A 24437-nucleotide genomic window follows, 5' to 3' on the forward strand; every position below is an offset into this window, starting at 1 on the left:
GGCTCAGTCCTGTTCCGCCAGCGCGATCTGGGCGCGCAGGTCGGCGATGACCTGGGCATAGTCGGGCTTGCCGAAGATGGCCGAGCCGGCCACGAAGGTGTCCGCGCCGGCTGCGCGGATCTGGCGGATGTTGTCCACTTTCACGCCGCCGTCGATTTCCAGCAGGATGGGCTGGCCGCCTTGGGCCGTCCAGGCGTCGATGCGCGCGCGCGCCTGGCGCAGTTTTTCCAGCGTGCCGGGAATGAAGCTCTGTCCGCCGAAGCCGGGGTTCACGGACATGAGCAGCACGATGTCCAGCTTGTCCATGACGTAGTCCATCCAGTGCAGCGAGGTGGCCGGATTGAACACCAGGCCGGCCTTGCAGCCGAGGTCGCGGATCAGCGACAGCGTGCGGTCCACGTGGCGCGAGGCTTCCGGATGAAAGGTGATGATGTCGGCGCCGGCCTTGGCGAAGGCCGGGATCAGGGCGTCCACCGGCTCGACCATCAGGTGCACGTCGATGGGGGCGCTGGTGTGCGGCCGCAGCGCCTCGCAGATCATGGGGCCGAACGTCAGGTTGGGGACGAAGTGGTTGTCCATGACGTCGAAGTGGATCCAGTCGGCGCCCGCGGCGACGACGTTGCGCACTTCTTCGCCCAGGCGGGCGAAATCGGCAGACAGGAGACTGGGGGCGATGCGGGTGGAGCTGGCTTGGGACATAATAGGAGTGGTAAAGATTAGACATCACGTAAAACGTGTGCGTATGTCATTATTGCAGTTTCAAGCGGGCTCGTCTGCCGCGCCCCGTATTTGTACAGCCGTAAATTGGAAGCCATCATGAAGCCTGACGATATTGAGGTGCGCGTGACGCCCCAGTACCTGCCTGAGCAATCCGAACCCGACAGCAACCAGTATGTGTTTGCCTATACCGTGCGGATCACCAACCATGGGCAGCAGTCGGCGCAGATCATCAGTCGTCACTGGGTGATCACCGATGAGAACCAGCAGGTCCAGGAAGTGCGCGGCCTGGGCGTGGTGGGCCAGCAGCCGGTGCTGGCGCCGGGCGAATCCTTCGAATACACCAGCGGCTGCCCTTTGCACACCCCTATCGGAACCATGCGCGGCAGCTACCAGTGCGTCGGCGAGAACGGCGTTCCCTTCGAGGTCCCCATCGAGGAGTTCGTGCTGGCCTCCCCCCGTACCCTGCATTAAGGCTTTCATCCTCGCATTATGGCTCCATCCATGAAGATCGCTTATTGCCTGCCGGTGCTGCTGGCGCTGGCCGCCTGTTCCACGGCCCCCGTCGACCACGGGGCCGCTCCCGAGGCCCCGTCCGATACCGGCGACATCGCCTTGCAGCCCCTGCGCGTGCCCGCGCTCTCGGCGCTGCCTGAAACCCCGGCGCGCGCTGGCCGGAAAATACCAGGCCGTGAACTGGTCCGCCCTGCCGGGCTGGCAGGCCGACACGCTGGACCATGTCTGGAAGGGCTTCATCAACAACTGCAAGGGCCTGATGCGTCCGGTCAGCGGTTCGCTGGCCATGCCGGCGCGCGCCAATCCGCGCGCCTGGCAGCCGGTCTGCCAGGCCGCGGCGTCCGCCGGGCTGGATGCGAACAGCCGCGATACGGCCGCCATACGCCAGTTTCTGCAGCAGCAGCTCCAGCCCTGGCGCCTGCTGACCAGCGACGGGCAGGTCGCGCAGAACACCGTCACCGGCTATTACGAACCCCTGCTCAAGGCTGCGCGATCGCGCAGCGGGCAACATCAGTGGCGCCTGTTCGCCGCGGCGGATGGCTGGCTGACCATAGACCTGGGCGGCCTGTATCCGGAGCTGGCCGGCAAGCGCGTGCGTGGCAAGCAGGTGGGCAAGCGCATCGTGCCTTACGACACACGTGAACAGATCGTGGCCAATCCGGACCGCCAGCCGCCGGTGATCGTCTACGCCGAGGATCCGGTGGAAGGCTTCTTCCTGCAGATCCAGGGCTCGGGCCGCGCCTTGCTGCCCGACGGCAGCGCCGTGCGCCTGGCCTATGCGGATCACAATGGCCGTCCCTACGCCTCCGTGGGCCAGTGGCTGGCCAAGCAGGGCGAGATGCCGCTGGCGCAGACGTCCATGCAGAACATCAAGGCCTGGGCGCAGCGCAATCCGCAGCGCGTGCAGGAGATGATGAACGTCAATACCGCCATGGTGTTCTTCAAGGAAGAGCGCATCGTGGACCCGGAACTGGGGCCCAAGGGCGCCTACGGCATACCGCTGATCGGGGAACGCTCCGTGGCCATTGATCCGACCTTCGTGCCGCTGGGCACGCCGGTATTCCTGGCCACCACGCATCCCGGTTCGGGCCAGCCCCTGCAGCGCCTGGTGTTCGCCCAGGACACCGGCGCCGCCATCAAGGGCGCGGCGCGCACCGACTTCTATTGGGGCACGGGCGATCAGGCCGGCGCCCTGGCCGGGCGCATGAAGCAGAAGGGTGAAATGTGGCTGCTCTGGCCACGCAACGCAGGAGCTCCGAGCGCGCGATGAAAAACGAACGTATTCTGGTGTGCGGGGGCGGGCTGGCCGGCATGGCCTGCGCCCTGGGCCTGCGCAAGGCGGGTTTTGACGTCACGATCCTGGCGCCGGCCTACAAGGCCATGGAGCTGGCGCCGGGGCAGTATCATCCGCGCGTCTACGCCTTGTCGGCCGCGAGCCAGCGTTTCCTGACGCAGTTGGGCGTGTGGAACCTGATGCCGGCCGAACGCATCGAACCCGTACAGGGCATGGAAGTCCATGGCGATGCGGGCGGCTGCGTCAATCTGCACGCCTGGCAGGATGCGCAGGATTGCCTGGCCTGGATTCTGGAGTCCGGCGAGATGGAGCGAGCCTTGCGTCAGGCCCTGCAGGTGTTCGGCGTGCCCTGGATCGAGGATCGCTTCGAGCAGTTGGAGCCGGGCGCCGTGATCACCGCCGGCCGGCAGCGTCTGCAGGCCGACCTGATCGTGGGGGCCGACGGCGCCCGTTCGCCCTTGCGGGCGGCGGCCGGCATCGAGCACCAGGGTCGCGAATATGGCGACCTGGGCCTGGTCGCCCACTTGAACGCCGAACGCCCGCACCAGCAGGTGGCCGTGCAGTGGTTCACCGGCGACTCCATCCTGGCGCTGCTGCCCATGCCCGACGTGGACGGCCGGCCGCAGGTGTCCATGGTCTGGTCCGTGTCGCGGACGCAGGCCGAGCGCGTCCTGGCCCTGAAGGGGCAGGAGCAGGCGCAGTATCTGCAGGCCAGCCTGCGCGCCATGACGGGCGCACGCCTGGGCGAGCTGAGCCTGCGCAGTCCCGTGCACGGCTTCCCGCTGACGTTCGAGCGCAGCGGCATGGTCGCGCCGGGCGTGGCGCTGGTGGGCGATGCCGCCCACCGCGTGCACCCGCTGGCCGGGCAGGGCCTGAACCTGGGGCTGGGCGACATCGAGGCCCTGATCCAGACGCTGTCCTCGCGCAGCCCGCAGAGCTCGGTGGGGGACATCCGCGTGCTGAACCGCTACAAGCGCGCGCGCGCCGAACCCATCGCGGCCATGCGGGCGGCCACCGACGGCCTGTACCGCCTGTTCGCCGCGTCGGGCGCGCCGGCTTCGCTGGTGCGCAATGCAGGCATGCAGCTGGTGGATCGCCTGCCATGGGTGAAGCGGCGTATCATTGCGCATGCGGCCGGGGTCGCGCCTGGTTCCCTGTTGTTCTGATGGCGCTGGGCTGCCATGTAAAGGAAGCTGTTCCATGTATAAACAAGTTCGAACTGTATTGGCCGTTGCGCTGCTGTCCGCGGCCGGCCTGGTCCAGGCCGCCGGCGCGCCCTCGGCGGCCCGCTTCGAGGCCACCCGCAAGGCGTTCGAGTCCGCCTTTCCCGGCGTGCAGGTGGACGCCATCCGCGCCACGCCCTATCCCAATCTGCTGGAAGTACAGGTTGGCGGCACCTTGCTGTACACCGACGAGCAGGCCAGCTTCGTGCTGCAGGGCGCCTTGCTGGACAGCAAGACCCGCGTGGACCTGACCGAGCAGCGCATGCAGGAACTGAACAAGATTTCACTGGATTCCCTGCCGCTGGACAAGGCCATCAAGCTGGTCAAGGGCGACGGCAGCCGCCGCATGGTGGTCTTCGAAGATCCCAATTGCGGCTACTGCAAGCGGCTGCACGCCACCTTGCAGGACATCGACAACGTTACCGTCTACAGCCTGATGTTTCCCATTCTGGGGCCGGACAGCCGGCGCAAGGCGGAAGATATCTGGTGCGCCAAGAATCCCGCCCAGACCTTGACGGCCTGGATGGGCAAGGGCGCGCGGCCCGAGAACGCCTCCTGCGATCATCCCCTGGACCAGTTGCTGGCCGTGGGCCGGCAATTGCGCATCCAGGGTACGCCCGCCATCTATTTCGCCGATGGCACGCGCGCCGACGGCTGGCTGCCCGCCGACCAGCTGCAGGCGCGCCTGGAGGCTGCCGCCGCGAAGTAAGCGTTTCCTCTAGCGCTTGATGTAGAGCAACCCGCCATATGGCGGGTTTTTTTATGCTTAAATGCTATGAAAACTATAAGTGTTTTTTAGTAGCACTTGTTAAAGCAATTCCGGTCATGCAAACGCATTCTTGTCATGCAATTTGTTTGGTAGGGACATGATTTTCAAGACAAAAGATTTCAAACGCCACAATTTGACGATTCTTGACTTTTTACTGCGTATTGTTGAAGTGATAATCGGAACTGTTGAAAGAAAAACAGTTGTCCGTCCACAGTTGTGACGAGGGCGGCGCAATAAGTATTTGAATAGTAGGCGCCTATGGAACATGCACACTGCGTGTTGGTTGTTTTGGAGGATGGTGAAAGTCTGCAGTCCTGGCAGGAACAGCTTTCGCTTTTTGGCGCCAAGACAACCGTACTGGGGTCGCTGGACATGGTGGCGGACGCGTGCCGCACCGCGCAGGCAGACCTCCTCCTTTTTCCTGTCGAGATCGGCTATGTCCCTTTGATGGTTGCCAAGCTGCGCAACGACTTCGAGGCTTTGGGCATCGTGGCCATGCACGAGGACCTGTCGGCCAGCCTGCGCGTGCAGTTGCTGCTGACCGGGGCGGATGCCTGCGTGCCGGCCGACGTCGACGTGCCCGAGCTCATGGCCTGGTGCCATGCCGTGCGTCGCCGGCTGCTGCACGTGCCGGCGGGCGAGCCGGCCGGCGCGGCCCCCGATGGCCATGGCCAGCCCGAACCCGAGGAATGGGTTCTGCGCGACAAGGGGTGGACGCTGGTCTCGCCCCAGGGCGTCAGTCTTGAGCTGACGCACAGCGAGCGCCAGTTGATGGACGCCTTCGTGCGCCACGCGGACGCCCGTTTCAGCCGCGAGGATCTGATGCGCGACAAGGGCATTGCGGCCGGCGACAGCCGCGCCGTGGATTCGCTGATCAGCCGGCTGCGCCGCAAGGCTTCGCAGGCCGGGGTGGCGCTGCCCATCAAATCCGTGCATGGCTGGGGTTATACCTTCACCGGCAAGCTGGTCGCGCATCTGGAGCCGCATGAGCAGGAAGTCATGGAATTCCAGCCGTTTCGCGAGGAGCCCGTGCTGGAGCACGCCATTCCCGCCGAGCTGCTGCGCGCCGTGGAGTCTCTGGATGTGCTGGATCCGCGCACCACGCAAGCCTTGTCGTTCTGCTATCAGCTGCGCGTGGCGGCCGGCTCGGGCCAGTACAGCGGCGTGGACGCCCAGGTCTTCTGGACCGCGCCCAGCGGCCAGCGCCTGGGCGCCGACCGCCTCCTGCAGCACATCACGGACCTGGACCGCCGCCAGGCCTTGTGCGAATGGATGATGCAGACCTTGATGAGCGACGTGCGCCGCTGGTGGCAGGAGTATTCCCTGCGGGCCAGCCATATCGGCATCAAGCTGCCCGCGGAGATGCTGGAGCATTGCTACAAGCGATTGCCCAGCCTGCTGCGCCAGTTCGAGCTTGACCCGGCGAGCATCGAGCTTGATGTGTTCAGCGACAATATGCTGGGGGACTTCCCCAAGCTGGTGCCGAGCCTGGAGTATTTGCGCGTGAGCGGGGTGCAAGTATGGCTGAGCAGCGCGGACATCGAAAATCACCACTTGAGCCGCCTGCGCGAGTGGCCCATACGCGGCATCAAGCTCGAGCCGCAGGTGATCAAGCGGGCCTGCGCGGAGCCGACCTTCAAGGCCTTGCTGGAGACGGCTTGCCATCTGATCAATGAATTGGGGCTGGAAGTAGTGGTCAAGGGCGTGGACACGCTGGAGCAGCGCGACCTCGCACTGAGCCTGGAACTCAGCCATTACCAGGGCCAGCTTACGTCCGAACTGATGTCCGAGGACGGCTTCCTGCTCACCTTGGCCAGCAGCGAGCCGGCCTTCAGCAGCAATAATGAAAATCCGCGCCGCCTGACCGGAGCCGGACACTGATGGAATTTGGCATCTTCATGTTTGCGACATGTAACATCGGTTAAATATTGGCATTTCACGCCGTTACCCAGTCTGTTCGATGAGTCTTGCTCACAGGCCGGCCGTGTAAACACGACCGGCCTGTGCGTGCGTAGGGGCTTGTTCTTTTCCGTGTGGGGATGGGGTGTGTGATGCGTTTGAGCTTGAAACAGAAATTGTGGTTGCCGCTGGCCTTGAGCCTGCTGGCCATGTTGTCGGTCTTTGCTTTCGATAGCTATCAGCTCTATCAGGCGCAGTTGCAGGAGCGCAAGACCAGTCTGCAGCAGATCGTGCATATTGCGCTGCAGATCGCGCAGGATTACGAGCAGTTGGTGCAGAAAGAAGTCTTGACGCAGGACGTGGCCCAGCGCCAGGCCCTGCAGCGCATCAGCAGCATCCGTTTCGGCCAGGAGGGCTATGTCTCGGTGCTGTCCACCAAGGGGGTGTCCATCATGAATCCCACCCGCCCGGACCTGGACGGCAAGGACATGAGCGACCTGACCGACGCCAATGGAGTGCGGACCTTCGCGGAGCTGGGCCGCATCGGCGAAGGCGGCGGCTCGGGCTACCTGGAATACGTCTGGCCCAAGCTCAGCAACAAGCAGATCGCCGCCAAGCTGGCCTACGGCGTGGGCATGCCCAGTTGGGGCTGGGTGCTGACGTCGGGCGTGTACATCGACGACATCCAGTCCGAGTTCTACGAGCGCCTCTGGCAGTCCGCACTGGTGCTGGCGGTGCTGGTCGCGGTGCTTGCCCCGGGGCGGGCGTGCTGGCGCGCCAGATCTATCGCGAGCTGGGCGCCGAGCCCACGCTGCTGCGCGATGTCGCGCACGCCATCGCCGACGGCGACCTGCGCGTGTCCCATTCGCTGCGCCACATCCCGGCGGACAGCGTGATGGCCTCCATCGAGCAGATGCGCATCAAGCTGGGCGCGGTCATGCGCACGCTTCAGCACAGCAGCGGCGTGATCGCCGGCGGCGCGGTGCAGCTGTCCAGCGGCAATCTGGAGCTGTCCAGCCGCACCACGCAACAGGCCGCCGCGCTGCAGGAGACGGCCTCCGCCATGGAAGAGATGACGGGCACGGTGCGCATGAGCGAAGACAATGCGGTGCGGGCCGAAGAGGTGTCGACCCAGGTGCAGAAGACGGCCCAGCACGGCGGGCAGATGGTCAGCCAGCTTGTCGATCGCATGGATGCCATCCGCGAGACCAGCCAGAAGGTGGCCGACATCACGAACGTGATAAATTCCATCGCCTTCCAGACCAATATCCTGGCCTTGAACGCTGCCGTGGAGGCGGCGCGCGCCGGCGAGCAGGGGCGTGGTTTCGCGGTGGTGGCCGGCGAGGTGCGCGCCCTGGCGCAGCGCACGACGGCTTCGGCTCAGGAGATCGCGCATCTGGTGGAGGCGTCTTCCAGCAGTACGCGCGAAGGCGTGCAACTGATGGAGCAGGTGGGCGGGGTCATCGAGGAGATGGTGACGGGCAGCTCCCAGGTCATGACCATCGTGCACGAGATCGCGGCGTCCACGCGCGAGCAGACCATCGGCATCGAGCAGATCAATGTGGCGGTGGGGCAACTGGACACGGCCACGCAGCAGAATGCCGACATGGTGGATCAGGTGGCCAACACGTCCAGCGAACTGCAGGATCAGGTGCAGGAGCTGAATCGCCTGATCCAGACTTTCCGCCTGGCTTGAGCGCGCGTCAAAACGAAAGCCTCGGCCTGGCAGCCGAGGCCGGGCTGCATTTGCTGGCGCCGAAGGCGCATTTGTATAGTGATGACGAAGCTCCGGCCCATTGGATCGGGTTCTTCAGCATGCAGTCCGGCAGTATTTCGTTCAATTGTTAGTAATTCTCATTATTTTTGATCGTATACTGCCTTTTGGTTCACGGTTTCAGCGGGAGTACGAGTATGTGGCGCAGGCGTGCGGCGGCGGTGTTGGCGGCAATGACGGCAGGCACGGCCTGGACGGCGACTCTTCCATCGGCCCAGGGGCAGATCCAGGCGCATGAGCATCACGAACGCATACTCAGCCTGCAGCAGGATGATTTCGTGCAGGGACGCTGGCAGCAGAGCGGTGCAGTCGCTCTGGAGCTGCTCGGACCGGACGGCAAACGCATTCGCCGCCTTTCCCAGGATGATGACGACGGCAGCCCATTCGGTTTTGTGGCGCGCTCCGCAGGGGAATATCGTCTGCGGGTGGCCGGGCAAGGCAGCTACGAATGGCAGCTCACTTCCATTTCCGCCCCGCAGGCGCCCGAGCAGGCTGAGCCGATTCAGGGCGAAGTGATCCGGCAATGGGCCCTGCGCTTGCGGGCCGGCGAATCCTCCGATCGTTTCTGGGACTATGTGGAGCGGGTCGGCTCGCCTCTGGTGGAGCGTTACAGCGCCACGCACGATCGCGTCACCTTCGTGTGGCGCGGCGCGCGGAACAATGCGCGCATCCATGGCGGCCCGGCTTCCTACAATGACCGCATGCGGCGTCTGGGCGATTCGGACATCTGGTACATCAGCTACGATGTACCGCGCGACGCCCGTTTCAGCTACCGGGTGGCGGCGGACGTACCCCATACCCGCCCGGCGGAGCGGCGCGCGGCCCTGCGCGCCACCTTGCAGCGTGATCCCTACAATACCCGTCTGATCCCCGAGGACAGCGCCGACCTGTTCGAGGGCGGCTCCGTGCTGCGCCTGCCCCAGGCGCCGGCGCCGCAGGTGCAGGTGAGCGCGGCGGACCAGCCGCAGGGCCAGTGGCGTTCGGGCCGCCTGTCCAGCAGGACGCTGGGCAATGAGCGCGACATCCATATCTATCAGCCCGCCGGCAGCCAGGCGGCGGGCCTGCGCCATCTGCTCATCCTGTTCGACGGCCGCGAGTACCGCGAGATCGCCAATGCGCCTGTCCTGGTCGATGCGCTGATCGAACAGGGTCGCATTCCGCCGGCCTGGGTGGTGCTGGTCGACAACCCCGGCTCGGCCGCCCGTTCGCGCGAGCTGCCGCCCAATGACGCCTATATCGAATTCCTGCAGATGGAGCTGATGCCCTGGCTGGCGGCTCATGGGGTGGCGGCGGCGGCCGGCGACACCGTGATCGCGGGTTCAAGCTACGGCGGGCTGGCGGCCCTGCATGCCGGCTGGCGCCTGCCGCAGTATTTCGGCAATGTCCTGAGCCTGTCGGGCTCGTACTGGTGGGGGCCGCCCGGCGAGCGCGGGCAGTGGCTGACGCGCCGCATCGCCGACGCGCCGGCCGCGCCGGTCAAGGTCTATATGTCGGCGGGCATTTTCGAAAATTCGGGTTCGGGCCTGGACGTGAGCCTGGTTCAGGCCAACCGCCACCTGTACGACGTGCTGCGCGCACGCGGCTATGACGTGCGCTATGACGAGAGCTCGACCGGCCACGACTACGTGGCCTGGCGCGACGCTCTGGCTCTGGGGCTGGAGCATCTGCTCGGCCGGCCTGCTGGAGCGGAGGCGGGGCGGGGTGAGTAAAGTCCAGGCCAGGGTCTGCTGATTGACGGCAGATCGAGCGCTTCAAAGCAGAAGCTTAGGTGGCAGGCTTAGGCCAAGCACTCGTCTTGCGTCAGGCCGAAGGTTTGGGCGCAGCGGGAGAAACTTGGTTTTCTTGAGGGGCGCCGGCTCGGGCCGGCGCCCCTCAAGAAAACAGCACCGTTTTGCTTTGCCCAAACGGCAGTGCGACAGCTTTATTGTTTCGCAGACCTATTTAGGGTTGACCTGATGCGAATTGGTCTATTTTCGGGTGTGGATTTCGTTTGGTAGCTACAGGTCGAGGGTAAGGCCCTGTCGCTTGCGGGTTTGGGCTAGAAGCAGGGCAGGACAGACGATTTCCCCCAGGCAGGGGCGGGGCAAGCCGCCAGCCCAGCCTGCCCCGCCCCTGCCTGAAACGGCGTCTCCACAAAGTCTATCTTTGCTATCGACCAAGTCCGCGGCATCAATCAGGCAGCAAACACGTTTCAAGAAAGAAAGTCTTTATGCCAGTCTGCCTAAAGAACGAATGGGGCAGCGGCAGTATGAATCGCCGCGAGTAGGCTTATCCTTGGTCCAGCGTCGCCCCGCCATCCACCCGCAGGTCGGACAGGGTGATGTGGCTGGCGCGGTCCGAGAGCAGGAACAGCACGGCTTCGGCGACTTCTTCGGGGCGGGCGATTTTCCGCAGCGGGATGCCCAGGCGATAGTGCTCGCCCGAGCCGGCAATGACAGTCTCGCGCGAACTGCCCTGTTTCCACATGGCCTGCTGCATGGCCGTGTCCGTGGAGCCGGGCGAGACGATATTCACGCGTATGCCGTACTCGGCCAGTTCCAGGCCCAGGCAGCGGGTCAACTGGCTGACCGCAGCCTTGGAGGCCGCGTAGGCGCCCATGGCGATGCGCGGGGTGGCGGCGGAATTGGAGCTGACCGTCACGATGGCGCCCTGGCGGCGTGCCATCATGCCTTTGGCCACGTTGCGGCAGACGTTGAAGACCCCTGTGGCGTTGATGGCGAACGTGCGGTCCCATTGCTCGTTGCTCAGCTCGGTGATGCGGCCCATCTGCAATACCCCGGCCACGCAGGCCAGGCGCCGGGTGGGGCCCAGCCTGGCCTGGCCCTCGGCCAGGGCCTGGTCCACGGCCCGGGCGTCGCTGACGTCCACCGTGTGGCAGGACAGGCGGTCCTTGCGCCCGGCTTCGCCCAGGCGCGCCAGGCCGTCGGCGTCCAGGTCCATGGCGATCACGCGCGCGCCGCGCTCGAGCAGCAGCCGCGTCACCGCGGCGCCTATGCCGCTGGCCGCGCCGGTGACGGCGATGCATTCGCCGTCGAATTCCAGTGTTGATGTGCTCATGTCGTGGCGGTCTCCATCAGGCGTTCAGGCTGTCCTGGATCTGGGCGCAGGTCAGGCTGACGCCGCAGCGCTGGGAGACATGGCGCACGGCCATCTCGTGCTCTTCCAGCGAGAAGTCCGCCACGCCGTCGATGGCCAGGAAGGGCTGGATGTCCTGCATGAAGGCTTCCAGGGCCGTGGTCATGCAGCCTATGTGTGCGTAGACGCCGGTGATGATGAGCTGGTCGCGGCCCAGCTCGGCCAGGTGCTGGCGCAGGTTGGAGCGCTGGAAGGCGCTGTAGCGCCATTTGGTCAGCATGATGTCGTCCTCGGCGGGCGCCAGTTCGGGAATGACGGCCTGCTGCTCATGGAACTGCGGATTGGTCAGGCCCGGCCCCCAGAAGTCGTTCAGCAGGGCGCGGTCCTGCGCGGGCTGCTCGACCGGCTGGGCCGTGTAGAACACGGGAATGCCCAGTTCCCGGCACAGGGCGCGCAAGGCGGCGATGCGCTCGATCAGGGCGGGAATGGGCGCCTGATCCATATCGTACTTGCGCAGGAAATAGGCCTGCATGTCATGGATCAGCAGCGCGGCGCGTTGCGCCTGGGGACGCCAGTCCACGCGATTGGCCACCGGGGCCTCGGGCAGGGGGTAGCTGGGAAGCGCATGAATGGTCATGGCCGGGTCTCCGTCAGATGGTTATGTCCTGGGCCAGGCCCAGGGAGTGAATCAGGGTCATCAGTTTGTTGCCGGTCTCCTGGCGCTCCAGTTCGGGGCGCGAGCCCTCGACGATGCCGGCGCCGGCGGACAGCGTCAGGCGCTGCCGCTCGTAGTGGGCGCAGCGTATGGCCACGGCCCACTCGCCGTTGCCTTCATGGTCGCTCCAGCCTATGGCGCCGGCGAAGAAGCCGCGCTCGAAGGATTCCGCGGCTTCGATGGCCTGCATGGCCGGCAGCGTGGGGTAGCCGCACACGGCCGGGGTGGGATGCATGGCCAGGGCCAGTTCCAGCGAACTGGTGCCCGGGTTGCGCAGGCGGCCGCTGATCCGGGTGGAAAGGTGCCAGAGATTGGCCGTGCTGGTCAGGCTGGGGCCGTCGGGCACCTCCAGCTCGTCGCAGAATCGCGACAGGATGCGCACCACGTCGTCGATGACGTAGGCGTGCTCGCGCAGGTCCTTGCCCGATGCCATCAGGTGCTCGGCGCTGGCCTGGTCGCGCTGCGGGTCGGCATGGCGCGGCGCGGTGCCGGCCAGCGGATTGACGGTGACCCGCTCGCCGTGGCGGCGCACCAGCAGTTCAGGGCTGGCGCCGAAGAAGGTGGCGGGATCGCCGACGTCGCCGCCCGGCAAGGGCATGGCGTAGGTGTAGCCGGCGGGATTGCCGTGCAGCATGTTGCGCAAGACGGTCAGGCGGTCCAGCGGCTGCTCCAGCGTCACGGACACGGTGCGCGCCATGACGGTTTTCTGGATGCCCTGCGCCCGCATCACCTCCAGGATGCGGGCGACGCTGTCTTCGTAGCCGGGACCGTCGGGCTGCAGGCGTTGCGCGGCCACGGTATTGGCCGAGCGCGCCAGCGGCGGACGCTGCACGGGACGCAGCAGCACCGGGTCGCGGCGATATTGGGCGGGCACGCGCAGGTAGGCCTGGCGGGCCGGATTGAAAGGGATGGCCCCCAGCAGCAGGGGGCGGCCAGGCCGCGCCGGTGCGCCTGCTCCAGCAGGTCCCGCGACTGCGCGAGCAACTGCCCCTGGGCGTTGGTCGCGTGCAGTTCCAGCGCCGTGCCCTGCGCCATCAGGCTGACGGTGGGCGAGGCGAACACGGTGCTGCCGGCCTGGTAGTGCTGCAGCCATTGCTCGATGGTGCAGGCTCGGACTTCATCACTGATTCGGCTGTTCATGGGAGCCCCTTTCGGTTCAATCGGCTGGCCGGTCGGGCCCCCGCGGGGGCCGTTGCGGGCTTACTTCAGGTGGATGCGGGTGATGCGGTCGGCGGTCGGATCGTCCTTGCCCTTGGCTTTGTTGACCAGGTAGGCATTGCCCAGGCCGTCCAGCGAGACGTGGTTGGGGAAGCTGCCGCCGTCCAGGTTGGCCACGATCTCGCCCTTGCCGTTGACGGCCGTGACGGTGCCCGCGCCGCGCGAGGCCACGTAGGCCAGTTCGGTCTTGGGGTCATAGGCCACGTTCAGCGCGCCGGCGCCCACCAGAACCTGGTGCAGCACCTTGCCGTCCTTGGCGTCGACGATCAGCAGGTTGTCGCTGCCCTGGGAGGCCACGTAGACCTGCTCGTTCTTGCTGTCCACGGCCACGCCGGCGGCGCCGCGCGCGCCGGGCAGGGCGTGGACGGTCTGGGCGTTGCCGTTCTTCAGGTCGACGATGATCAGCTCATTGGTGCTGGCGCTGACGGTATAGAGGCGGCCATGCTCGCTGTCCAGGGCCAGGCTCATGGGGCTCAGCTCCTTGCGGGTCCTGGACTTGAGCTCGATGGGCTCCAGGGCGGCGAGCTTCTTGGTGTCGAACACCGAGATCAGCTTGGAGCCGGGCGAAGACACATAGGCGCGCTGGGCCTTTTCGTCGATGGCCACGTCGCGGGCATGGCTGGCGGCGCCGTCCTCGAACTGCTTGACCAGCTTCAGGTCCTTCTGGCTGTAGACGGACACGGTGTTGCTGCGGGTGTTGGTGACCCAGACGTTGCCGTGGGCGTCGTCCACGCCCACGCCGTAGACGGCCTGCACCTGGCCGTCGTCACGGCCTTTCTGGGCGGCGGGCGTCACGCGGGCTTCGATGGCCAGGGTCTGGGGATTGACCTTGAGCAGCTGGGATTCCTTGACGGGAGGGCGGCCCACGGCGGAGGTCACGAACAGCGCCTTGCTCCTGGGGCTGTAGGCGCTCTGGTACAGGCCGGGGACCAGATGCTGCGATTGCAGCTCGAACTTGTCCTGGCCGCTCAGCTCGACCTTGGGCGAGACCTTCAGCTCGAACACGGCGGCGGCCGAGGGCTTGCTGGCCTGCACGACCACGGGGTGCAAGCCGGTCGCGGCTTGGGCCGGGATGGCGACTTTGGCGCTGATGTTGCCGTCCTTGTCGGCGACCAGGGCGTCCTGGGTCAGGGCGTTGCCGTTCTGCAGCAGGATGACTTCCTGGCCGGGCGTGAAGCCGCGGCCGGCCAGTTGAGCGTCGGAGCCCGGGTAGACCGCGCCGGCGGCAGTGACCATGCCGCGGAAGTCCGGGTCGGGCTGATCGAACGACGGCGCGGCAAAGGCGTTGGCCAGCGACAGCGACAGGACGGCGGCGCTCAGGCCGGCCTTGCGCAGCAGGCTGGCAGGAGTATGGCGAATGCAATTGAAATTGATTTGCATCTATTTATCCTAAAAAAAAGTTCGGGCGTCGGGACGTCCCGGCCGGGACGTCCTGCTACAGGTGTACAGCAAGGCAAAGCGGAACGAATGAAGAAACTCAGGCATGGGGCGGCGCATCCTGTTGACGGACCGCGCGCAGGCCGCGGTTCAGGGCGCCGAAGCCGGCGGCCATGGCGGCGCAGGCCAGTCCGCCCACGGTCACGGCCAGTGCGGGCTGCAGCAGGCGGGACAGGTAGCCCATCTGCACATTGCCCAGGGCCTGGCCCAGTGAATACTGCGTCATCCACAGGCTGGAGACCCGGCCCAGCAGATAGTCGGGCGTGTGCTTCTGGACCAGCGCCATGCGCAGGATCTTGGAAATCGTGTCGGCGGCGCCCATTACGGCCAGGCAGGCCAGGGCCCAGGCCAGCGAGGCATGCAGCGCCAGCGCGGCCACGGCCAGGCCCCAGATGAGCACGGCCGCCACGATGGCCGCGCCGGGGCGGGCCACCTGTCGGCACCAGCCGCTGGACAGGGCCGCCAGCGTCGCGCCCACGGCGGGAGCCGCATACAGGTAGCCGGGGGCCTGCGCGCCCATGCCCAGGATGGCGTCGCCCCATTCGGGCAGCAGGGCCAGGGGCGTGGCCAGGATCAGGGCGGCCAGGTCGATCAGCAGCAGGGCGCGCAGCAGCGGATTGCCCGCCACGAAGCGCAGGCCGTCCTGCAGCGATTGCAAGGCCTTCTGCGGCGGACGGTTGCCGGTCTGCGGAGGCAGGGAAGGCAGGGCGCGCAGCAGCAGGGGGGTGACGATGACGCCGCACAGCACGATGACATAGCAGAAGATCAGCCCGGGACCGGAGATCAGCAGGCCGGCCAGGGCCGGGCCTATGATGCCGCCCAGCTGCATGGCCAGGCCCGACAGGGCGGCGGCCGCGGCCAGCTTGTCGCGGCCCACCAGCGCGGGGGTGGCGGCCATCATGGCCGGCACGCTGATGCCGCCGGCCGCGCCGCCGATGGCGGCCGCCAGGTAGATCAGCCAGACGCCGGGCTGGGGCAGCAGCGTGTTCACCAGGAACAGCACCACGCTGATGATGTAGACGCTGCGCGACCAGACCATCAGGCTGCGCCTGTCCATGCGGTCCGAGAGCACGCCGCCGATGATGAGCGCGATCACCATGGGCGTGGCCATGGACACGTTCAGGAAGGCCACGGCCACGCTGGACTGGGTCAGATCGTAGAGCTGGATGCTGGCCGCCACCATCAGCATGCCGGTGACCAGCACGGTGGCGGCGCGCGCGAAGTAGGCGTAGCGGAACGCGCGGCTCTCGCGCAACGGGGAAATGTCCAGGAGGAAACGGCTTACAGACATGGATCAGGCATCACATACAGGTTGGGCCGCGGCCTGTTCGGCGCGGACCATGGCCGACTCCATCAGCGGGGCCATGACGGCCACGGCTTCGGGGCCGGTCAGGTGGGCGTGCAGCGAGGCGATGTCATGGCTCTCGAGCTGCGCGACGTAGGGCCGCCACAGGTCCGGATGCAGGTTGGTGCCCGCATGGTCCAGGGCGGCGCGAAAGTACAGCACCGGGCCGTCGTAGGCCTGGTGGCGGTGGCGTCGCACCAGCCGGTTGTTGTTCTCCACGACCTGGAACACGCTGTCCAGGCGGGCGTCGGGCAGTTCCGCCAGGGGATGGCCGCTGCGCTTGAGAAAGCCGATCACGCCTTCGCGCGTCAGCGCCACGTCCGGCAGGCTGTCCGGATCGTGGCCGGCGATGTGCAGCAGCGCCTTGTAGATGGCGTTGGGCTCGGGCTCGGGCTGGCCGCGCCAGGCATCGCTCGGGTAGGCGTCCAGCAGGGCCAGCAGGCCCACGCCGTGCCCGCGGCGCCGCAGCTCCACCGCCATGGCCTGGGCGATGATGCCGCCCACCGACCAGCCGGCCAGATGATAGGGGCCTTGCGGCTGGGCCTGTTCGAGGCGGTCCGCGTAGGCCTGCGCCATGGCTTCCAGGCTGGCGTCCAGGCCCAGGGCCTCGTCCGACAGCACGCCGGCCTGCAGGCCGTAGATGGCGCGTCCCGGCGGCAGGCGGCGCGCCAGCGCGCCGTAGCACCAGGACAGGCCGCCGGCCGGATGAATCACGAACAAGGCGGGCTGTTCGTCCTGCGCCGGGCGCAGCGTGATGAGCGGGCCGAAGCCGTCGCCCGCGGCCGCGCCGGCCTGGTCCAGGTGGCGCGCCAGCCGGGCGATGGTCGGGTACTCGAAAATCGTGCCCAGGGAAATATCCTGGCCGCGCTGCTCGCGCAGGATCAGGGCCAGCTTGGCGGCCAGCAGGGAGTGGCCGCCCAGGGCGAAGAAGTCGTCGTCGGCATAGAAGGCTTCATTGCTTCCCAGGACGACGGCAAAAGCGGCGGCGATCTGCTGCTCCGTGGCGCCGCTCAGCGGCCGGCCCGCAGGCCGGGCCTGCAGCGCGGGCGCCGGCAGGGCCTTGCGGTCCAGCTTGCCATTGGCGGTGACGGGCAGCTCGGGCAGGACGACCCAGGCGGCCGGGATCATGTAGGCGGGCAGGTGCTCGCCGACAAAGGCGGCCAGCGCGGCCTCGTCGGCGCCGCTGCGCGGCTGCGGCACCCAGTAGGCCACGATGGCCATCTGGCCGGGCGTGTCCTCGCGGGCAATCACGGCCACATGGGCCACGTCCGGGTGACGGGCCAGCACGGCTTCGATCTCGCCCAGTTCGATGCGCTGGCCGCGCAGCTTGATCTGGTGGTCCGAACGTCCCAGGAAGACCACGGCGCCGTCCTCGCGCCAGCGGGCCACGTCGCCCGTGGCGTACATGCGGTCGCCATGCAGGGCGAAGGGATCGGGCACGAAGCGTTCGGCCGTCAGGTCGGGGCGGCCCCAGTAGCCCTGCGCCAGCTGGCGACCGGCCAGATACAGGTGGCCGGCCACGCCGGGCGGCACGGGCCGCAACTGTTCGTCCAGGATGTACAGGGCCGTGTTCCAGACCGGGAAGCCGATGGGGATGGGCTGGGAGCGGTCCTGGCGCGAGGCTGGCCACCAGGAGACATCCACGGCGGCTTCGGTGGGACCGTAGAGATTGTGCAGCTCGGCGTGCAGGGTGGCGTGGAAGCGGTCGCGGGTGGCGGCCGGCAGTTCTTCGCCGCTGCAGAACACCAGGCGCGGCGCCAGGCCGCGGGCGGCCGGCTCGTCCAGGAAGGCGGCCAGCATGGAGGGCACGAAGTGCAGCACGGTGATGCCGCGCTCGCGCATCAGGCGGGCGATATGGGCGGGATCCTTGTGGGCCTCGGGCGGCGCGACCACCAGGGTGGCGCCGCTCAGGAAAGGCAGGAAGAATTCCCAGACGGACACGTCGAACGTGGCCGGCGTCTTCTGCAGGATGCGCTCGCCCGGACCTATGCCGTAGTGGGTCTTCATCCACAGCAGCCGGTTGACGATGGCGTCGTGGTTGATCAGCACGCCCTTGGGCGCGCCGGTGGAGCCCGAGGTGTAGATGATGTAGGCCGGATCATGCGGGCCCGCCGGGGTCCAGGCGCCGGCGTCGGTGTCGTCCTGCGGGCGCGGCGTGAGCAGGGGAGCCTGCAGGGCGCAGCCGGGCTGAGCCAGCAGCAGGCGCGGCCGGGCGGCCTGCAGAATGGTGTTCAGGCGGTCCTGGGGCTGCTGCAGGTCCAGCGGCAGGTAGCCGGCGCCGGCGCGATGGATCGCCAGCAGGGACAGCACCAGTTCCAGCGAGCGCGGCAGGGCCACGGCCACGATGTCGCCGGTCTGCACGCCCGCCTGGCGCAACTGGGCGGCCAGGTTGGCGCTCTGGCGATCGATCTGGGCGTAACTGAGCACCTGGCCGTCGAACTCCAGGCCGGGCTGATCGGGGCGCAGGCGCAACTGTTCTTCGATCAGGGCCCAGAGCGTGGTCTCGGGCACGGGGTGCGCGGTCTGGTTGACCTCTTCGATCCAGTGGCGATGCTCGGCGTCGGTCAGCGTAGGCACGGCGGCCAGCGTGTCCGCCTGCAGGGCGCGGATCAGGAACTGTTCCAGGCGCCGCAGATGGGTCTGGATCTGGTCCTGGGTGTACAGGCGCGGATTGGCTTCCACTTCCAGGCGCATGCCGCCCGCGTCGGGCTGGGCGCGGAAGGTGAAGTTCAGGTCTTCCACGGGGCCGGCGCACAGCACGGTCTGGCTGGCGTCCAGGCCGGCCTGTTCATAGGGCGCGTCGAAGGGGAGCACGTTGATGATGGGGCCGTGCAGGCGGCGCATGCCGCCCAGCAGGCCCAGGTCGCGGCGCAACTGCTCGATGCGGTAGCGGCCGTGGCGGCGCGCCTCGCGCAGGGCCTTGGCGACCTGTATCAGGTACTGCTCCAGCGGCAGGGATTCGTCGATCCGCAGGCGCAGCGGCGCTACGTTCATGACGGTGGCCACGATGCGGGCGCTGACATTGCCCAGGCGGCCCATCCAGGGCACGCCCACGATGCATTCGTCCTGGCGGGTGTGGCGGCGCACGTAGGCGGCCGTCAGGGCGGTCAGGATGTCGGGCCAACTGATGTCGCTGCGCCGGGACAGCGCCTGCAGCCTCCCGGTCAGCGCGGGGTCGACGGCGGCGCGCGCCAGCAGGAAGCGGTGATCGCTGAGCGCCTGGGATTCGGCCAGGCTCTGGGCCGGCTCGGCCGAGCCCAGGGCGTCCAGCCAGAACTGGCGGTCCTTGGCGCGGCGTTCGGATTCCCGGTAGGCCTGGTCGTCGTCCTGCAGCAGGGCGAAGGGCAGCAGCGGTTCGCCGTGGTCGGCGCGCCCCTGCAGCAAGGCCTTGTAGAGCTTGACCACGCGGGTCTCGATCAGGGCCATGCCGTAGCCGTCGGCGGCCAGGTGGTGTATGCGCTGATACCACAGGCAGCGGCTGGGGCCGAGCACGAAGAGGATGTGGCGGGCCAGCGGCGCGCTGGCGGGGTCCAGCGGGGTATGCAGATCGGCCAGCAGGATGCGCCGGGCCTGCTCATGCCCGTCCGGCGCCTGGGACAGGTCCATGATCTCCAGTTGGATGCGCGCCGCCTCGCAGATGTACTGGCGAGGCCCTTCGGTCGTGTCCGCCATCCGCAGCGCCAGGGCGTCGGCCTCGGCCAGCGTGGCGTTGACGGCCTGGGCGAACAGGGCGATGTCCAGGGGGCTGCGGATCTCCGTGCAGTGGCCGGTATTGAAGACCGGGTTGAGCGGATCCAGGCGTTGGGCGTACCACAGCCCTTCCTGGGCTTCGGTCAGGGGGCGCAGCGGGAGATTGGCAACAGGGTCAGACATCGCGGAACGGGTGCAACGGGGTGAATCAGCGGGCGCTTTGCTGGGCGCGCTCGATCAGCGCCCACCATTGGCCCAGGGTGACGACCGAGGCCATCTCCGAAAATTCGACGGGCGCCCCGGCTTCGCGCCAGCGGGTGGCCAGCGTCATGACGCGCATGGAGTCCAGGCCCAGATCCATCAGGTTGTCGTCGTCCTGGATGTCCTCGGGGTCTTCGTGCAGCATGGCGGCGATGTCCTGGCGCATGCGTTCCAGGGTGAGAGCGGTATACATAGTCATTCTTGCGTCGTGTTTTCCAATTGCTGGCGCAGTTGCGCGCGCAGCTCTTTGCGGCTGATCTTCAGGGCGGCGGTTTCCATGAAGCGGTCCACGAAGACGATCTGGTCGGGCACCTTGAAGTCGGCCAGGCCGCGGCTGCGTATCCATTTCTTCAGCTCCACGGCGCGCGGCTTGTCCTGCTTGGGGATGATGAAGGCGCAGCTGCGCTCGCCCAGGAATTCATCGGGCACCGAGACCACGGCGGCGTCGAACACATTGGGGTGGGCCAGCAGATGGTCCTCGATCTCCTCGGCGGAGATCTTCTCGCCGGCGCGGTTGATGTGGTCGGTGGCGCGGCCCTGCACCACCAGGTAGCCTTCGGGCGTCATGCGCACCACGTCCCCGGTGCGGTAGAAGCCGTCCTCGGTGAAGGAGCGCGCATTGGCGGCCGGGTTGTTGTGGTAGGCGCGGATCGTGTAGGGGCCGCGCGTGAGCAGGTAGCCGGTCTGGCCGGGCGCCACGGGCTGGCCCTCGTCGTCCACGATCAGGATCTCGTCGTCCGGGCTGATGGGGCGGCCCTGGGTGTTGACGATGATGTCCTCGGGGTCGTCCAGGCGCGTGTAGTTGACCAGGCCTTCGGCCATGCCGAAGACCTGCTGCAGGGTGACGCCCAGGGTGGGGCGCACGCGCTTGGCCACTTCGGCGTTCAGCTTGGCGCCGCCGACCTGGATGACCTTCAGGGAATCCAGACGGGCCGTGGCCTTGCCGGCGGCCTCCAGCCAGAGCAGCAGCAGCGGCGGCACCAGGCTGGTGTCCGTCACGCCTTCGCGCTCGATCAGCTCGAAGCAGGCGTCGGGGCTGGGCGCCGGGCTCAGCACCACCTTGGCGCCGGCGTACAGGGCGCCAAGGAAGCCGGGCGAGCTCATGGGGAAGTTGTGCGCGATGGGCAGCGCGCCCAGAAAGACGCTGGTCTGGTCCAGGCCGGCGATCCTGGCGCTTTCGCGCAGAGTGTAAATGTAGTCGTCGTGCGTGCGCGGGATCAGCTTGGACAGGCCGGTGCTGCCGCCGGAGATCTGCAGGAAGGCCACGTCCGAGGGCTGGGCCGCCGAGGCCGGCACGTCCATATCCAGGGCGCTGGCCTGCAGCTGCGCCAGTGAGGTGAATTCCTGGGCCTGGCCCACGATGAAGACGTGTTCGACCTGCGGGCAGCGCTCGCGCAGTTCACGCACCAGGGGCAGGTAATCGAAGCCCGCGTGCTGGTCCACGCCGACGTAGGCGCGCGCCGGAGCGCTGTTGGCGAAGTGTTCGATCTCGGTGATGCGGTGCGCCGGCAGCGCATAGACGGGCAGCAGGCCGGCGCGGAGCAGGCCGAAGATCACGCTGATGAATTCGGGAATGTTGGGCAGGTGCACCAGCACGCGGTCGCCCTTGCGCAGGCCCGCCTTGAGCAGGCCGGCGGCGATCTGGCTGGCGTATTGGTCCAGCGCGCCATAGGTCCAGCGCTGTTGCCCGCCGACGACGGCTTCGCGTTCAGGGTGGCGTTGCGCGCGCGTGCGCAGCAGGGCCCCGAAGGTTTCGCCTTGCCAGTGGCCGGCGGCGCGGTAGCGCTGGGCGAATTCTTCGGGCCAGTTTTGTTCAACAGGAATAGATGTCATCATGGTAATGAGAACTATTACATAAAAAGAGTGGCTTGTGTAGGGATAGAGCCTCGCGCTCAGGTTTCCGGGGCGCGGTCCAGCCGGCTTTCGGGCAGGCGGACGGGGTCCATGTATTCGATCCGCCAGGGCGGCAGCGTCGCCGGCAGGCACAGGGCGGCGGCGTAGCCCGGCTCGGGCGCGCTGCTCTGTACGCGCAGCCCGTCCAGGACGGTATGGGCCGAGCGCACGTCGCAGCCCAGGTCGGGATGGGCGTCCAGGGCCAGTTCCCGGGGGCCTATGCTGAAGCCGGTGCCGGCCTGCTTCAGGGCGGCCTCCTTGGCGCACCACAGGGCGTAGAAGTCCGCATCGCCGCGCAGCCAGTCCTGTTCGGCGGGCAGGCTGCACTGGCGCACCAGGGCGGGCGCCACGGGACGGCGGATGGCCTCGATGTCCACGCCCAGCGGCTGGTCGGCGAAGCCCAGCAGCACGCGTTCGCCGCTGTGCGACAGGCTGAAGTGCAGGTCGGGGCGTGCGGTGTCCAGGACGGGCTTGCCATGGGGCAGGATGCGGATGGGGAGTTCTTGCGGCGCGCAGCCCAGCAGCGGAGCCAGCAGGTGGCGCAGTGCTGCGTGGGCCAGCAGGCTCAGGTGCTGGTCGGCAGGCCGGCGGCGCCGGGCGATGCCCGCCTGTAGGCTGTTCGGCAACTGGGCCTGCAGCCAGGGAAGGAGTCCGGGCGCCAGCGGCAGCGGCAGGGCGAACAGGCGAAGCACGTCAGAGTCCCAGGTGGCGCTGCAGCAGCGCGGCGTCCTGGCGCAGTTGCCGGGCCGGGCCGTCGTACACCAGTTGCCCGTGGCCCAGCAGCAGCGCCCGGTCGGCCAGCCGCAGGGCCAGGTTCAGGTTCTGCTCGGCCAGCAGCACGGTGATGCCTTGCTCGCGCAATTGCTGGAGCTGGGGCAGCAGGGTGTCCTCGATGGTCATGGGCGCCAGCCCCTCGCTGGGTTCGTCCAGCAGGAGGATGGAGGACTGCGTCAGCAGGGCGCGGGCCAGCGCCAGCAGTTGCCGCTCGCCGCCGCTGAGCGCGGCGCAGGAGGACCGGCGGCGCTCGTGGAGGCGCGGCATGGCGTCATAGATGCGTTCCAGCGTCCAGGCGTCCCCGGGGCGGGCGCGGCGCGCCAGGCCGGCCAGCCGCAGGCTTTCGGCCACGGTCAGGGTGGGGAAGCGGCCCCGCCCCTGGGGCACCAGCGCCATGCCCAGGCGGGCGATGCGGTGCGTGGGCCAGCCGGCGATGTCCTGGCCCTTGATGCGGACCTGGCCGCGCCACTGCGGCCCCATGTTGAACAGGCAGTGCAGCAGGCTGGTCTTGCCGGCGCCGTTGCGCCCCAGCAGGGCCACACTCTGCCCGGCGGGAATGTCCAGGCTGATGTCCTGCAGGATGTCGGCGCTGTCGTAGCGGGCGCACAGGCCGCCCAGTGTCAAGTCTGTGTTCATGCCGTCTCCAGGGCCAGTTCGCCCAGGTAGGCCTGGCGCGCGCCCGCGTGGCGGCGCACTTGCGCGGGCGTGCCGGTCGTCAGCAGGTTTCCGGAGGACAGCACGGCGATGCGGTCGCACTCCTGGAAGACGATGTCGATGTCGTGGCTGATCAGCAGCACGGCGCACTGGCCGCGCATCGCGTGCACCAGGGCTATGACCTCGCGCGATTCGGATTCGGACAGCCCTGCGGTCGGTTCGTCCAGCAGCAGCACGCGCGGCTGTTGCGCCAGGGCGATGAGCAGGTCCAGGATGCGCTGCTCGCCGAAGGACAGCGAACGGGCCGGAATGTGGCCGCGGCCGGCCAGGCCGCTGTGCTCCAGCAGCGCCAGGGCGGCGGCGTCGCTGTCGCGTCGCGCGGCGTCGCGGACCCACCAGCGGTAGCCGCAGCCTTTTTTCAGGCGCACGGCCAGGGCCAGGTTCTGCAGCAGGTTCAATTCGGGAAAGATGCGGCTGGTCTGGAAGCTGCGCACCAGACCCAGCCGGGCGCGCTGGATGGGGCTGTGCGCGCGCAGGTCGGCGCCGTCCAGCAGCACCTGACCGGCCGACGGCCGGGCCATCCCGTTGATGATGTTGAACAGCGTGGTCTTGCCGGCGCCGTTGGGGCCGATCAGTCCCAGGGTCTCGCCGGCCTGCAGGTCCAGGTCCACGCAGCTCAGGATCTCCAGTCCGCCCACGCGCAGTGCCACGCCGCGCAAGCTCAGCAGTGCGCTCACGAAGATCTCCTGCGCCGCTCGGCCAGGCCGTTGGGCATGAAGAGCACGGTGGCCACGAAGATCAGGCCCACCAGCAGTTGCCAGCGGTCGGTGTAGGAGCTCAGGTAGGTTTGTGCGAACAGGTAGACGGTCGCGCCGATGAAGGCGCCGCGCCAGGTGCGTATGCCGCCGATCACGCCCATGATGATGAGGGTGGCCGAGAAGCTCCAGTGCACCTGCTGCGGGCTGACGTACTGGTTGGCGAAAGGGTACAGGCCGCCGGCCGCGCCTGCGACCGCGCCGGCCGTCATGAAGGCGCAAAGGCGGATGCGCCAGGCCTGGTAGCCCAGGGCGGCCGTGCGCAGGGGCTGGTCGCGCAGGCCGACCAGGGCCAGGCCGATGGGCGCGCGGCTGAAGGAGCGCAGCAGCAGCCAGCACAGCAGCGCCAATGCCAGGGCCAGCGTCAT

20 protein-coding genes and 1 pseudogene are annotated in these 24437 nt (G+C 67.7%); 8 read left to right on the plus strand and 13 right to left on the minus strand.

The genetic code is table 11. The features are described 5' to 3' along the window. Positions 1-3: 3 nt before the first annotated feature. Positions 4-699, minus strand: a complete 696-nt coding sequence (rpe, locus tag ACWPWO_RS01640; RefSeq protein WP_454003918.1) for a ribulose-phosphate 3-epimerase — start codon at positions 697-699, stop codon at positions 4-6. A gap of 117 nt (positions 700-816) precedes the next feature. Here rpe and apaG point away from each other — a divergent pair, with 117 nt between their 5' ends. From apaG to ACWPWO_RS01680, 8 genes and pseudogenes are all read left to right on the plus strand, one after another. Then, positions 817-1191, plus strand: a complete 375-nt coding sequence (gene apaG / locus ACWPWO_RS01645) for a Co2+/Mg2+ efflux protein ApaG (RefSeq protein WP_394063453.1) — start codon at positions 817-819, stop codon at positions 1189-1191. A gap of 30 nt (positions 1192-1221) precedes the next feature. Further along, positions 1222-2503, plus strand: a pseudogene (gene mltA / locus ACWPWO_RS01650) (murein transglycosylase A). Next, on the plus strand, positions 2500-3693 hold the full coding sequence (locus ACWPWO_RS01655; RefSeq protein WP_454003921.1) for an FAD-dependent monooxygenase: 1194 nt from the start codon (positions 2500-2502) through the stop codon (positions 3691-3693). The pseudogene mltA and the gene ACWPWO_RS01655 overlap by 4 nt, the downstream one beginning before the upstream one ends. A 34-nt stretch (positions 3694-3727) precedes the next feature. Then, entirely contained in the window at positions 3728-4459 is a 732-nt protein-coding gene (locus ACWPWO_RS01660) for a DsbC family protein (RefSeq protein ID WP_454003923.1), read from the plus strand. A gap of 507 nt (positions 4460-4966) precedes the next feature. Further along, the gene (locus tag ACWPWO_RS01665; RefSeq protein ID WP_454006227.1) at positions 4967-6400 is read left to right on the plus strand and encodes an EAL domain-containing protein; all 1434 of its coding nucleotides are present in this window, start codon (positions 4967-4969) and stop codon (positions 6398-6400) included. 182 nt (positions 6401-6582) lie between these two features. Further along, positions 6583-7314, plus strand: a complete 732-nt coding sequence (locus tag ACWPWO_RS01670; protein ID WP_454003925.1) for a cache domain-containing protein — start codon at positions 6583-6585, stop codon at positions 7312-7314. A gap of 194 nt (positions 7315-7508) precedes the next feature. Beyond that, positions 7509-8114 (plus strand): methyl-accepting chemotaxis protein, encoded by a 606-nt coding sequence (locus tag ACWPWO_RS01675; RefSeq protein WP_454006229.1) that lies wholly within the window; start codon positions 7509-7511, stop codon positions 8112-8114. 215 nt (positions 8115-8329) lie between these two features. After that, positions 8330-9901: an alpha/beta hydrolase-fold protein gene (locus ACWPWO_RS01680; RefSeq protein WP_454003927.1), complete on the plus strand. Its 1572-nt coding sequence runs from the start codon at positions 8330-8332 to the stop codon at positions 9899-9901. Positions 9902-10460: 559 nt separating this feature from the next. On the opposite strand, the gene dhbA is transcribed toward ACWPWO_RS01680, so the two are convergent. The 12 genes from dhbA to ACWPWO_RS01740 all read right to left on the minus strand — a co-directional run bounded on the left by dhbA (position 10461) and on the right by ACWPWO_RS01740 (position 24437). Beyond that, positions 10461-11249, minus strand: coding sequence for a 2,3-dihydro-2,3-dihydroxybenzoate dehydrogenase (dhbA, locus tag ACWPWO_RS01685; protein ID WP_454003929.1), 789 nt, complete (start codon positions 11247-11249; stop codon positions 10461-10463). Positions 11250-11265: 16 nt separating this feature from the next. Next, a complete protein-coding gene (locus ACWPWO_RS01690) occupies positions 11266-11904 on the minus strand; it encodes an isochorismatase family protein (RefSeq protein ID WP_454003931.1) in 639 nt (212 codons plus the stop codon). A 13-nt stretch (positions 11905-11917) separates the two neighbouring features. Continuing rightward, the gene (locus ACWPWO_RS01695) at positions 11918-12856 is read right to left on the minus strand and encodes an isochorismate synthase (RefSeq protein ID WP_454003933.1); all 939 of its coding nucleotides are present in this window, start codon (positions 12854-12856) and stop codon (positions 11918-11920) included. Between the two features lie 326 nt (positions 12857-13182). Then, entirely contained in the window at positions 13183-14580 is a 1398-nt protein-coding gene (locus ACWPWO_RS01700; protein WP_454003935.1) for an ATP-binding protein, read from the minus strand. A 97-nt stretch (positions 14581-14677) separates the two neighbouring features. Next, positions 14678-15928: an enterobactin transporter EntS gene (gene entS, locus ACWPWO_RS01705; RefSeq protein WP_454003937.1), complete on the minus strand. Its 1251-nt coding sequence runs from the start codon at positions 15926-15928 to the stop codon at positions 14678-14680. A gap of 3 nt (positions 15929-15931) precedes the next feature. Further along, positions 15932-19855, minus strand: a complete 3924-nt coding sequence (locus tag ACWPWO_RS01710; RefSeq protein ID WP_454003939.1) for an amino acid adenylation domain-containing protein — start codon at positions 19853-19855, stop codon at positions 15932-15934. A gap of 25 nt (positions 19856-19880) precedes the next feature. After that, entirely contained in the window at positions 19881-20126 is a 246-nt protein-coding gene (locus ACWPWO_RS01715) for a phosphopantetheine-binding protein (RefSeq protein ID WP_454003941.1), read from the minus strand. A gap of 2 nt (positions 20127-20128) precedes the next feature. Next, positions 20129-21769, minus strand: a complete 1641-nt coding sequence (locus tag ACWPWO_RS01720; protein ID WP_454003943.1) for a (2,3-dihydroxybenzoyl)adenylate synthase — start codon at positions 21767-21769, stop codon at positions 20129-20131. 56 nt (positions 21770-21825) lie between these two features. Continuing rightward, entirely contained in the window at positions 21826-22518 is a 693-nt protein-coding gene (locus ACWPWO_RS01725; RefSeq protein ID WP_454003945.1) for a 4'-phosphopantetheinyl transferase family protein, read from the minus strand. A 1-nt stretch (position 22519) separates the two neighbouring features. After that, positions 22520-23236 (minus strand): ABC transporter ATP-binding protein, encoded by a 717-nt coding sequence (locus ACWPWO_RS01730; RefSeq protein ID WP_454003947.1) that lies wholly within the window; start codon positions 23234-23236, stop codon positions 22520-22522. Further along, positions 23233-23991: an ABC transporter ATP-binding protein gene (locus tag ACWPWO_RS01735; RefSeq protein WP_454003949.1), complete on the minus strand. Its 759-nt coding sequence runs from the start codon at positions 23989-23991 to the stop codon at positions 23233-23235. The genes ACWPWO_RS01730 and ACWPWO_RS01735 overlap by 4 nt, the downstream gene beginning before the upstream one ends. Beyond that, positions 23988-24437 carry a branched-chain amino acid ABC transporter permease gene (locus tag ACWPWO_RS01740; RefSeq protein WP_454003951.1) on the minus strand — a complete coding sequence of 150 codons (450 nt, stop codon included), beginning with the start codon at positions 24435-24437 and terminating at the stop codon, positions 23988-23990. The genes ACWPWO_RS01735 and ACWPWO_RS01740 overlap by 4 nt, the downstream gene beginning before the upstream one ends.

Source organism: Alcaligenes sp. Marseille-Q7550 (genome assembly GCF_965112015.1).